This is a genomic window from Sulfitobacter sp., from assembly GCF_036960155.1.
In the GTDB taxonomy this organism is placed as follows: Bacteria; Pseudomonadota; Alphaproteobacteria; order Rhodobacterales; family Rhodobacteraceae; genus Sulfitobacter.
Genome location: NZ_JBALWB010000017.1, coordinates 74,908 through 86,942, shown reverse-complemented (window position 1 = coordinate 86,942; position 12,035 = coordinate 74,908). Strand labels below are relative to the sequence as shown.

The window sequence follows — 12,035 nt, the reverse complement described above, 5'->3', positions numbered from 1 at the left end:
AGGCTTTTCACCTGATCTGCAAGTGCTGCGCTGGTCTGCGTTCCATCGATGACCACTTCGAATGGATATCCCTTCAACTTAGTCGTCATAGGACAGCAAAGCATCAAGCCAATCTTGTTGTATTTTGCCGGACTCAAAACGAGTGCTGGACGATGTCCGATTTGCGGAGTGAATTGGAGCCATACAATGTCACCGGCTTCTGGGATGTAGGCCATATCAGAGAGCTTCTTGGCCCAATTGTCCGCCCGTTTCTATCGCTTCGTGACAGTTTTCGCTGGTAATAGATTCCAACAAATCGTCCAACAAGACTTCTGGCGATTGATCCGGTTCGATAATGATGCGCCCATTTTCTTCACGTACATCAACGGGTGTGTCGAGCGATAGCTTCGCTGCCTGCATAACGGCTGCAGGTATCCGAACGGAGGCACTGTTACCCCATTTTTTCACAATCACGCGCATGTCTCATCCTCAACTTGAACCCAAGACATGAGCTGAACGAGAGCATGTATCAACATTGTTGATACTCTGAGAATCTATATTATGTTAAATGTAAAAAGACCCATGCAGCGTTGAATCGATTGAGAACTGGGAAATTCACCAAAACATACAGTTCCAGCTAGGCTATGCGTTAAACCCAATTAACGCGATGCCAATCGCCATCACCACAGCCGCGCCCAACCGTCTTTGCCAATTCCCCTCTTTGAGCAGGACAAAACCGATCAGGGTTGCAAAGATCACGGATGTTTCACGCAATGCTGATACGGCCCCCAACGGGGCAAAGTTCTTTGCATATAGAATGAGGCCATAAGCAGTCATCGAGACCATTCCTCCAGCAATGCCGACAGCCCAAATTCGCAATGGCAGCTGGGCCAGAACTCGCTTTCGGCGCATACCTACAAAACCTGCCAGGAACAGATGAAAGAATGCGCCCCATGCCCAATAGCTCAGTGTATCACCCGACAGTCGAACACCAATACCATCGATCAAAGAATAGACAGAGATGCAAAAACCTGTCGCCAAAGATAGACCCAAGGCTGTCGCCCCGATCCCCGTTCTCAAGGCCTTCCAGTTACTCAATAGAATACCGCAGATGATCAATGCGGTCCCTGCCCAAACCAAAGGTGGCAACACTTCACCCAAAAGCACCCATGCCCAGAGGGACACTAGTGCCGGTACAATTCCTCGGGCGATGGGGTAGACCACGCTAAGGTCGCCATGCTGATACGCGCGGCCGAGAAAATAGAAGTAACCAAAGTGAACGATTGTCGAGAGCCCAATGTAGATAAAGCTCTGGGAAGACGGCAAGGGCAACAAGACGACCATCACCGCTCCGGGCAACACATGACCCAAAGCAACAAGTCCTAAGGTCGTGGTTCGGTCGACTGCCGTTTTGACAATCGTGTTCCAGACGGCATGCAACAGGGCTGCAAATAGAATGATCGCTACGATAAAAAGGGACATGATGGTCCTTAGGGGTTAAGGCAGAAGGCAGGCCTGTTCTGCCCGCTTCATTTCGGTCTTTTCAATATTCAAAAGCTGCGCACTCTCTACGTCGTCAGATATCAGAACATTCGACGCCAGCTTCATATTGGCTAAAATAGCCTCGTGCATCGCTTGCAGTTCCTGCCATCTTTCTTTGGAAAAACTGCCCTGAGCCTCATGCAGTCTTGCTGCCAATACCGTCAAACGCTCGGTTCTAACATCGCCTGCGTCCTCAAGTCTTACGGCGTATTCCAGCATATCACGCGCGGCACTGCCCGACTGTCTAGTCATGACTTTGGTGGGCAAACCAGCCACAATGACACGTATCTGCGTCAAACATCCATTCACCTTTATGTTCAAATCCTGAACAGTCCGGATCTGTTCCTTCGCACCTGTACTGTAAAAATCCATCACAGGGTGCAACATGGCCTTGACCAGTTCGGTCATGCGGAGCAATTCGCGCTTGAGAGAGGCCAGCGCTTGTGTCGGTGTGCCAAAGCTCGCGGGAACAAGGGTTGTTTCAAGACGCGTCAGGACCGATACGTCAACCTTATCTGTCTGATCAGGCAAAAGCGCCTCAAAAGACCCACGCAGCAACCCGCAGAAGGGCAAGGCAAGCACCAACAAAGATGCGTTAAACGCGATGTGGGCGTTGATCAACATCTGTCCACTATAACCCGCACCTTGCGTACTGGCCGCGAACCCATGGCAAGCAGCGCGACAGCAGCCGAACTTTGTAACACAATCGCCAAGGCCACCCCAACCAAGCTTGCCTGCGTATGACTGCGTTGACCCGTCAAAACCCGCTGGAAAGATGTGCCATAACTACGCTCAATCCCTGAACGCACCATGCGCACGGCGAATAATAACAGCATCGTGGCGCCAGCAATGCAGATCAAGAAGGTTACAATCATCATGGGTTAAACACTGAACTGAGGTGGCGAAACTACAGCTTCCTGACCAGCAAATTTAGGATTGGGCAATATCGTCTCCATTCGCCAGATGCACGTTGATGCCCCAGCCTTGGATTTCCTTTGACAGATCCGACTTGGGAAGCTGATCCGTCACAAGATCGTCGACGTTGCTTGCATCAAATCCAAGATGAGGTGCGGTCTGTTCAAACTTATGATGGTCCAACGCCACCAACACCCTTTCAGAGCAGTCCGCGACAACAGCGGCAAGATTGGCCTCGGCCGCATTAAGGTACAAAAACCCACTGCGGATGGACAAGACATCCGTGCTAAAGATGGCCATATCAAATGAAAAACGCCGGCACTGCTGCTCTGTCACAAAGCCAAAGGTGCCGCGTTCATCGGTTTGCATTTCGCCACCCAGCAAATGCACACGGTTCGCGTTGTGCCCGGATAGCACCTGCGCCACGCCGATGGAATTTGTAGCAACCGTCAGATTGAAACGATCGCGCAGTTTTTCCGCCACGAACGCGGTGGTTGATCCTACATCAAGAAACAACGACATGCCGTCATGCACCCGTTCGACAACACCTGTGGCAATGGCCCGCTTTTCCGCTGCATTCTTGGTGATCCGGTTGAAAAAACTAGGGGCAGTGCGCGGCCCTACCAGATACGCACCCCCATACATACGCTCCACCACGCCTGACTTTGAAAGCCCTTTAATGGTGCGACGCACCGTTTCCTCAGACACATCAAGCGTCTTTGCCAATTCAGCACTGCGTGCAGAGCCACCCAAACGGTGCAAGGCTTCCAGCAATTCCATCTCTCGATGTGAGTGTTTAACTGGCTTTTTCATGTTTGGTGCTGTGATCCTCTTAGATTCTCCACAAACTCCCACAAATATGACCGACCTGACAGCTGTATTTGTGGAAGTTCGCACATAAGCAGTCAAAAATGCACGCCATGATCGGAATATGTCTTCACAGCCGGGCTCGTTTGGGTGCTATTAAAACAAGCGGCATCAAAAAGGATTCGCAACATGAGCAGCGCCAAGAACGTTCTGTTTATCGTCATCGATCAGCTTCGGGCTGACTGTGTTTTTGGTGATCTTGCTGACCATATGGAACTGCCGAACTTGCGTGCGTTGATGGATGATGCGGTGACGTTCCATCAGCACTTTTCGGTGGTAAATCCCTGCGGTCCTTCACGGGCATCGTTGCTGACCGGGCAATACGCCATGAACCACCGGTCGGTTCGCAACGGCACCCCCTTGCGCCACGACGTTCCCAATATCGCGACGGAAATGCGCAAAGCAGGCTATACGCCAATGCTGTTCGGGTACACCGACACATCCCAAGACCCGCGCATTTTTGATGCCAATGACCCGGCTTTGTACAATTATGAATCCCCGATGAAGGGTTTTCAGGAAGTCGTCGAGATGCAATTCGAGATGTCTTATCCTTGGCGCTCGTATCTGATTAACCAAGGGTACACGTTCGAGACCTTCGCGGATCTGTATACCCCCGTGTCACCCACTGGCGATGCACCCAAGGTCAATGATCCGGCACTGTACAGCGCAGAGGACAGCGATACTGCGTTCTTAACCGACCGTTTTCTGGCCACGATGCCTGCACACAAAGGCAACAACTGGTTTGCGCATCTCACCTATATCCGCCCACATCCGCCATTGGTCGCCCCCGCGCCCTACAACGATATGTATGACCCCACAGCAATTCCTCTGCCCACGCGGTTTGACCATCCCGATGCCGAGGCCGCAGTGCATCCGTTCTTTGGACCAACGCTTGCGCACAAAACGCCTGCTGGAAATGTGGCGGGCTTTCCCGATCTGGAAGCAACGGATGACAATATCCAAATCCAGCGCGCGGTATATATGGGGCTGATTACCGAAGTGGATGCGCACATCGGACGGGTGATCAAGTTTCTGAAAGACAGCGGTCAATACGACAATACATTGCTTATCGTTACTTCAGACCACGGCGAAATGCTTGGGGACCGCCACAGCTGGAGCAAGTTCACCGTCCATGATGCCGCATATCAAACGCCACTCATTATCCGCCAACCTGACAATGCTGACCGCGCTGGTAATATTGTCACGCACCCTGTTGAAACGATTGATATCACGCCCACTATCCTCGACTGGGTTGGCCGCGACATTCCTAATTCGATGGACGGCAGATCACTACTGCCGCTTTTACAAGGTGACGCGCCAAAGGATTGGCGGACCTATTCGTTCTCGGAACTTGATTTTTCTGAGCCATCCGAGCCTACCCTTTGGGAACGCGCCCTTGGGACAGGCCCTAGCGATTCCTCACTGTCGATCTTGCGCGAGCAACGTTTTACACTTGTGGAATTTGCAGCCGAGCTGCCCCCTATCCTGTATGATCATGAGGCGCGCGGCGAGCAGGAAAATGTCGCTGAAAAATCAGAGTATCAAAGCGAGTTGCACAGGCTTAGCCGGATGATGTTACGCCACCGAATGAAGAACATGGATCACACCCTGTCACTGGTCTCAATTACCAAAGATGGACCCCGCCAAAAGCAGCGGCACTCGCGGAGTTAACGCGCCTATCAATCCAGTGGGAACATCGGGCGCGGTACCTTTTCATAGCCCATTGACGCGTAGTCCAATGTACAAAGCGCACCACTGTCGCATACGATGATGCGCTCGGCGATGGGCGCGAACGCTGCGCGAAAGTGCTGCATCGATTTCAACGCCACAACTGCCTTTCGGGCCGGATCAATTCCAAAGGTTTCGAACTGTTTCAAGTCAAGCATCTGATGCGCAATGCTGACAACGAGTATGTCGATGCCCGCCACCTCAAGCACCGCAGTCAGGCCAAAGTTGCGTTCCAATCCGCCCAGAATAGGGCCGCTGCCCACCACAAGGCCATCGCCCTTCCATTTTAACATGCCCGTCACGCTAATCGGACCACCGCCAAATTCAGGTGCAGTTGTCCCACCAATCTCTAGCGTCACTTTGGCGCCCTCGGGTCGAGAATTTAAATATGCAGCTGCCACAGGGTCGATCAACGGACCAAAGCATGCATTACTCACGCCCGCTTCCAACAGCGCTGACAAAAGGCCTGTTGCGTCACCGTATGCTCCGGCACCGGGGTTGTCGGCATAGTCCGCAATGATCAGCGGTCCCGCGCTGCTGTTCCACATCTTTGCAGTCTGTGCCGCCTCGGCGCTGGTCACATAGGTATTCAAAACCTCAAACCGTCGCGCCCAGATGTCGTCGGCCAATGTTTCGCCTATGTGCCGGTGTGCGGGAGTATCCCCATCGCATGTCACCAGCACCGTAGGCCCAACCTCGGCAATATCTGCACATGGAAACGCGCCGTTGATACTGATGGCATATACCCCTTTGCGCGCTTCATATGCGCGGGCCAACGCATGGCGCTCGATCATTGGGCCAATGTCCGTTCGCCCGCCGTTGGCTTCCTCCAGCATAGGTCTGTGAAACCGAAGGGATTGGGGTGCGATATCGCCAGTCATTGTACGCTGCAAAAGCTCAGCTGCACGCCGCCCCGTGGCACGGACATCAACGTGAGGATAAGTCGTGAAGGAAACAAGTATTTGCGCCAAATCGCACATTGCGGCCGTGACATTTGCGTGCGGGTCCAGCGTCACGGCAATGGGTACGTCTGCGCCAACAACGTCGCGCACCCGCCGCAAAATCTCCCCCTCGCCATCTTCGCAAAGCTCTGTGACCATTGCCCCGTGTAGCATCAGGAATATGCCGTCCCACGTACCGTTTGCAGCCGCAATCAAAGGCGCGGCTAGCGCTTCGAACGCGTCGCGCGCCACCACACCACCCGGCCCTGCGGCGGCGCTGATCACATGGGTGATTGCCCAGTCATTTTCACGCCCTACGTCGAGCAAACCAGCAAGTTCGGTGTTGTTGCTACCCCGTGTTGCAAGCGCTTGGTCACCATTAAGAAAGTAGCGATCTCGAAAGCACTGCAATGTCGTCGGGTGGATGTTGAAGGTATTGGTCTCATGCGCGATCTCTGCGCTCAGAACTTTGAAATTCAAGGCGGTAATCCCTTACGGCTTTGGCTTATGCGGCGCCATTTGATCGACGTGGCCTGTAAACTTGCCATAAAGGCGCGCAACTTTATTCATACGAACCTCAACCTGCGGCCCTAATTCCAGGAACACGCCATTTACCAAAAGATTAGCAAGGCTGGCCATCTGCGCTGTAGATTCCCAGAACAGGTTAAACGACGTCGGAACCACGAATATTTCATCCGCAACCTTGTGACCCCAGTCGCAATAAGGATCGGTAATCAGGGTCACGGGAATTCCCGCCGCTTTCGCAGCGTCCGCCAGCAGCAAAGCGTTTTGTGAATACCTCCGGGCCTCAAAGATCACGAGGGCTGTGTTTTTATCTTCGGAGGCCAACAGGTCTGCGAAGTTGCCGCTAGCAAGGTCCAGCAACTGCACCTTATCGCGCAGATATTGTAGCTGATGGGTAAACACTTGTGCGATTCCACGCTCGGTTTGAAACCCTACAATATAAACACTACTGGCCGTAGCCAAACGATTGACCACGCGGCCCCATTCAGGTGTCTGAGCGGCTTCATATACTGCGACAAGGGCCCCCATTTCAAGTTCCAGACCACGGGTCAATTGGTCCTTGCCTGCTTTTGTACGTTCTTGAAGATCGCGTAGGCGGTCTTTGATCAACCAAGGTTGATCGCCCATATCACTGCGCAAATTTTTCTTGAGATCTTTGAACCCGTCATATCCGATCGCGCGGCAAAAACGTCCCACAGTAGGTTCGCTAACTTTGACTTTGGCAGCAAGACTTCCAGCGTTTTCAAACGGCAAGTTTGTAAATTCCGCCAACATATATACGGCCAGCGCGCGGTCCGCTTTTGAGGCGGATGTAGATGCAACCGCATCACTCAGACGATCACGTAAAGATTTGGTGTACAGGGATTTAGTCATATCATTGCACTCTACTTGGCGACAAAAGTTGCGCCAATTGGTCAACGTGTGTCCCGTGATTGCCAGTGCACAAATCCGCCGTCAACTGGGCCAATATCGGGGCCATCATAATCCCATACCCGCCCTGCCCAGCAAGCCAAAAGAAGTCGGGCACTTGTGCGTCAAAACCCACAACCGGTGCCTCATCATCCACAAAACTGCGCAAACCCGCCCAGCTGTGTTCAATCTTTGTCACTTTGATAGTTGTCTCCCGCTCGATCCAGTCTGCGAGCACTGCAATATCCATATCATCAGGCCACACGTCATGCGGATTTGTCGGGGTTGCATCACCGGGCGATGCCATCAGCAGGCCAGCATCAGGTTTCAGATACGCGTCAGACCCTGCGAAATCCACCGCAGGCAGCACCGCGCAGTTGGTGTTTTCCGGTGCGCTGATGATAATTGCAGTACGCTTTTTAGGAACCAGACCGATGGTTTGCGTCCCCGCCAGCGTACCAATCTGGTCAGCCCAAGCACCGGCTGCGTTGATCACCTTGGCGGCTGAAAAACTGCTTTTCGCAGTTTGGACATGCCAATTCGCCCCCATTCGGCCCATTGTTGTGACGCACTGTTTTACCATCACTACAGCACCACGCGCCTTCGCGCCTTTTAGGTAGGAAGAATGCAGTGTCGCTACATCAATGTCGCTCACATTTGCCTCATAAACCGCGCGCATTACCCGCTCTGGACGCAGAAAGGGCACCATTTCACAGGCCTCTTTTGTGTCAACATGAACAACTTCTTCTCCAAGCGACGACATCGCCAACAAGGCATCAAGTTCCCCTTCATCACCCGATTGCGCCACAGTCAAACATCCCCGCTTTGTCAGCAGTGGCGCTTCGCAGAACCCTGGAGGTGGTGATCGGAAAAAGTCGGCGCTGATCGCATTTATTTGACGAACAGTCTCGCCACCATAATTCCGGGTAAACAGCGCGGCAGACCGACCAGTCGCATGGTATCCAGTAGTGTCCTCTGCCTCGAGCAGCAAGACGCTCCCATGACTTGAGAGCTCGTACGCAGCGGATGCGCCCGCGATCCCACCCCCGATGATAAGAAAATCATAAATCAATGAAACTGCCTTTTAGAGGGCACAGATGTGCAAACTGGGTTGCCCAGACAACTGGCGCTTGTTTGGGAGAGTTTGCAAGAAAAATGTAATTTGTTGACTCTTTGAAAGTAATATTACTTAAATTGCCAATTGGGGTGGAATTATTAATGTCAAAGTCATGGTGCGCGCCGCTCGAGAAAGCAGCAACCCCGGATCTCAGTTTCAGCGGGCGGATGGACTTTGCCGACTGTCCGTCCACAGTCTTTCCTGCACCAAACGCAAACGAAACAGGCACTCCCTGTCAGGAGAGTCACAAAAGTATTACGGAACATCACTATTTCAGTGATTTAAGGCCTTAACTAGAGTTGAAATGTGCAAAAGGCCGCGCGGTTCGCTTTTGGGCACGTATTAACAACAAACAAGGAGACACGAATGAAGAAGATCCTTTTATCCAGTGCGGCGATTACGGCGTTTGCGGGGGCCGCGATGGCCGCCTGCCCCGCCGTCACCGTATCGGACCCAATGGGTGTTGCTGCTGGCGCATTCCCGCAGCAGTATGAACTGACCGAATTCCAAGGCCTTGCCAATTGCACGCTAGAGATGGCCGAAAACCCCGACATCGCAGCCATGAACGGACGTATTCGCGGCAATCCAGACATGCCCGCCTTGGCAGACCGCCTGCCGTCCGAACCATTGGTCGTTGCGCCCTATGAAATGGTCGGGAAATACGGCGGTACGTTCAACGCGCTGTCAAACGCGACAGAGGCTGGTACATCAGACTTTATGTCCGTGCGCCACGTCAATCTGGTACGCTATTCCGATGACCTGACCACTATCGTGCCCAATGTTGCAAAAAGCTGGTCATGGAATGACGACTTTACCCAACTGACATTCGTGCTGCGTGAAGGTCACAAATGGTCCGACGGCCAGCCGTTTACTGCTGAGGATGTTGAGTTCTGGTATGAAAACCTGCAGCTTGACAGCAATGTTATTGAAAGCCCCAAAGACTATGTGTTGGCAGGCGGCGAACCGATGACAGTTGATGTGATTGACCCCCTAACGGTGCGTTTCAACATGCCAGTACCCAAACCGGGTTTCCTTGCGCACTTTGCCAACCACTATGCTCAAGGCTTCCAGCCCAAGCACTTCCTTGGTCAGTACCACCCCGATATCAATCCTGATGCGGATACGCTTGCACAATCGCTGGGTTTCGAGAACGGCTATGACTTGGTCAAAGCCTACTACGGCAGCTCTGACTGGATGGACACGCCGACACCGATGTTGGCCCACCCTGACAAAGTCGCAAGCTTGCCTTTAGACGCGGCACCAACACTGGAAAGCCATATCGTCATCTCCGAGTCGACAGAAGGTCGCGCATTTGTCGCGAACCCCTATTTCTACAAGGTTGATACGGCAGGCAACCAGCTTCCTTATATCAACGAGATGGACGAAATCTTTGTTGGCGAAAGCGAAGTGCGCTTGCTGAAACTGGTCAACGGCGAAGTGGACTACAAAGCGCAGGCTTTGCAGATCGACTATGTGCCACTGCTGATGGAAAATCAGGAAAAGGGCGGCTTTGTCGTCGATCTAAAGCCCGACATCACGATGCCGACATTCGCATTCAACGTCACCTCTGACGATTTGGAAAAGCGCAAAGTCTTTGGTGATCTCAAGTTCCGCCAAGCGATGTCTGTTGCGATGAACCGCGACGAGATCAACGAGGTTGCGATGTTCGGCCTGGGTACACCTCAGCAGTACATCGGTTTCTCACCAACCCCTGCTTTCGTTCCGGCTGAATGGGAGCAGCACTTTGCGCAGCATGATCCCGAAATGGCGAAATCATTGCTGGATGAAATCGGCGTTGTTGATACAGACGGCGATGGCATGCGCGAATTGCCAAACGGTGAACCGCTGATCCTGAACCTGCAAGTTGCCACCCAAGGCATCTCAATCAAGATCGTTGAACTGGTCAGTCAGACATGGCGCGATGTGGGCATAAACAGCACTGTCAAAGAAGTCACCTCGGACGAGTACCGCTCATCGCAGTCCTCAAACCAGTTGGATGTGACCCTTTGGGAGAAATCTGTGCCACTGGCAGTGGTCTTGGGCAACGGTGAAATCTTTATTCCGCCCTATGACAACTACTTCAACATGCGCACCGCGATGCTGTGGGGCGAATGGGTGGACTCTGATGGTGCATCTGGTGTTGAACCACCAGCCTATGCCAAGGAAATGATCGAAGACGTCAAGGCGTTTCAGGCAGCCCAAGTTGGAACGCCTGAATCCGATGCCGCAGGCCTGAAACTGGTCGAGACGATGACCAGCAATCTGTTGTTCATCGGAACAGTGAAAGAACAAAAGCCGATCTATCACAACGCGGCGCTCAAGAACTTCACTCAGTTCCAAACGGCATCCTATGCCTACTACCGCACGTACCCTTACCGTCCGTCACAGTGGTTCTTTGACGAATAGGCTGACGGCTACATGATCACGTTGCGGGCCAGATATTTGGCCCGCAACCCACAAAAACAAGGACCCAAACGGGTCACATCTGCTGCGGGGCGCACAATCTGATGGTTCAGTTTCTACGATTTGCGACAATCCGCGCGGTGCTTGCTTTCATCACTCTCTGTCTGGTTTCCTTCATCGTGTTCTCACTGATGGAAATGGTTCCCGGCGATTGCGCCGAGCGTTACCTTGCCTTCAAAAACAGCCAAGGTGCACAAATTTCCATTGCTGATATTGAGGTCGAGCGTGTTCGCCTTGGTCTGGATCGACCGTTCTTTGAGCGATGGGTCAAATGGATATTTGGCGCCTTTCAAGGCGAATTCGGCGATAGCTGCATCCTGCGCCTCAACATCAGTCAACTATTGGGTCAAAAGGTCTGGCTGAGCATCGGCATCTGCCTTGGCTCGCTGCTCTTAGCCTATGCCATCGCCATTCCGGTTGGTATCATCGCTGCCACCTCGCGCAACCCGTTCCTCAACAACGGCCTGCGTCTGGTCAGCTATCTAGGTCTGGCACTGCCAAACTTCCTGCTGGCGCTTATGATCATGCTATTTTCGACCATCATGTTCGGCAATAGTTTGACAGGCCTGTTTTCCCCCGAATACCGCGACGCACCTTGGGACGCGGCCAAGATCAAAGATTTCCTAAGCCACGTCTGGCTGCCCGTCTTCATCCTTGGCTGGTCTGCAACTGCCTTTGCGATTCAAACCGTGCGCGCGTTGATGTCAGACGAGATCAGCAAGCTGTATGTCACTGCCGCCTCTGCACGCGGCGTATCGGGGCGCAAATTGCTGATGCGCTATCCCGCAAGGCACGCGCTTAGTCCGATCATCAACTCGTTGGGGTTCGACCTGAACCGCATTTTTAACGAACTGCCAATCGTCGCACTAATCCTGACCTTAACCGAAGCGGGATCACTGTTGATCGAAGCCCTCGCGCGGTCCAACGACCAACAGCTTGCTGGCGCGATCATCTTTTTCCTGACCGGCAGTATCATCGTCATTAACTTTATTACCGACATCACGCTGGCCATTGTCGACCCGCGCATTCGCCGTAGCATCTTAGGGTAA

General features: G+C 52.9%; 12 protein-coding genes. 3 read left to right on the top strand and 9 right to left on the bottom strand.

Features of this window, described 5'->3' with window-relative positions:
• The 6 genes from V7775_RS22285 to V7775_RS22260 form a co-directional block, all read right to left on the bottom strand.
• On the bottom strand, positions 1-215 hold a 215-nt coding region (locus V7775_RS22285), incomplete at its 3' end, for a type II toxin-antitoxin system PemK/MazF family toxin (RefSeq protein ID WP_335754138.1).
• A gap of 1 nt (position 216) precedes the next feature.
• Positions 217-459: an AbrB/MazE/SpoVT family DNA-binding domain-containing protein gene (locus V7775_RS22280; RefSeq protein ID WP_335754137.1), complete on the bottom strand. Its 243-nt coding sequence runs from the start codon at positions 457-459 to the stop codon at positions 217-219.
• Positions 460-621: 162 nt separating this feature from the next.
• Positions 622-1,461: an EamA family transporter gene (locus tag V7775_RS22275; RefSeq protein ID WP_335754136.1), complete on the bottom strand. Its 840-nt coding sequence runs from the start codon at positions 1,459-1,461 to the stop codon at positions 622-624.
• 15 nt (positions 1,462-1,476) lie between these two features.
• Positions 1,477-2,145 (bottom strand): hypothetical protein, encoded by a 669-nt coding sequence (locus V7775_RS22270; RefSeq protein WP_335754135.1) that lies wholly within the window; start codon positions 2,143-2,145, stop codon positions 1,477-1,479.
• Positions 2,139-2,399 carry a hypothetical protein gene (locus V7775_RS22265; RefSeq protein WP_335754134.1) on the bottom strand — a complete coding sequence of 87 codons (261 nt, stop codon included), beginning with the start codon at positions 2,397-2,399 and terminating at the stop codon, positions 2,139-2,141. Before V7775_RS22265 ends, V7775_RS22270 begins: the two co-directional genes overlap by 7 nt.
• A gap of 52 nt (positions 2,400-2,451) precedes the next feature.
• Positions 2,452-3,249 carry a DeoR/GlpR family DNA-binding transcription regulator gene (locus V7775_RS22260; RefSeq protein ID WP_335754133.1) on the bottom strand — a complete coding sequence of 266 codons (798 nt, stop codon included), beginning with the start codon at positions 3,247-3,249 and terminating at the stop codon, positions 2,452-2,454.
• A gap of 183 nt (positions 3,250-3,432) precedes the next feature.
• Between V7775_RS22260 and V7775_RS22255 the strand changes: the two genes are divergently transcribed.
• Positions 3,433-4,974 carry a sulfatase-like hydrolase/transferase gene (locus V7775_RS22255; protein WP_335754132.1) on the top strand — a complete coding sequence of 514 codons (1,542 nt, stop codon included), beginning with the start codon at positions 3,433-3,435 and terminating at the stop codon, positions 4,972-4,974.
• An 8-nt stretch (positions 4,975-4,982) separates the two neighbouring features.
• Here the strand turns inward: V7775_RS22255 and V7775_RS22250 are convergent, their stop codons facing one another.
• From V7775_RS22250 to V7775_RS22240, 3 genes are read right to left on the bottom strand one after another with little or no spacing between them, the layout of a single operon-like run.
• Complete coding sequence (locus V7775_RS22250; protein WP_335754131.1) at positions 4,983-6,452, bottom strand: M81 family metallopeptidase; 1,470 nt, start codon at positions 6,450-6,452, stop codon at positions 4,983-4,985.
• Positions 6,453-6,464: 12 nt separating this feature from the next.
• Complete coding sequence (locus tag V7775_RS22245; protein ID WP_335754130.1) at positions 6,465-7,370, bottom strand: MurR/RpiR family transcriptional regulator; 906 nt, start codon at positions 7,368-7,370, stop codon at positions 6,465-6,467.
• A 1-nt stretch (position 7,371) separates the two neighbouring features.
• Complete coding sequence (locus V7775_RS22240) at positions 7,372-8,478, bottom strand: NAD(P)/FAD-dependent oxidoreductase (RefSeq protein WP_335754129.1); 1,107 nt, start codon at positions 8,476-8,478, stop codon at positions 7,372-7,374.
• A 411-nt stretch (positions 8,479-8,889) separates the two neighbouring features.
• Between V7775_RS22240 and V7775_RS22235 the strand changes: the two genes are divergently transcribed.
• Together V7775_RS22235 and V7775_RS22230 are read left to right on the top strand one after the other, a co-directional pair.
• A complete protein-coding gene (locus tag V7775_RS22235) occupies positions 8,890-10,929 on the top strand; it encodes an ABC transporter substrate-binding protein (RefSeq protein ID WP_335754128.1) in 2,040 nt (679 codons plus the stop codon).
• Between the two features lie 101 nt (positions 10,930-11,030).
• A complete protein-coding gene (locus V7775_RS22230) occupies positions 11,031-12,035 on the top strand; it encodes an ABC transporter permease (protein ID WP_335754127.1) in 1,005 nt (334 codons plus the stop codon).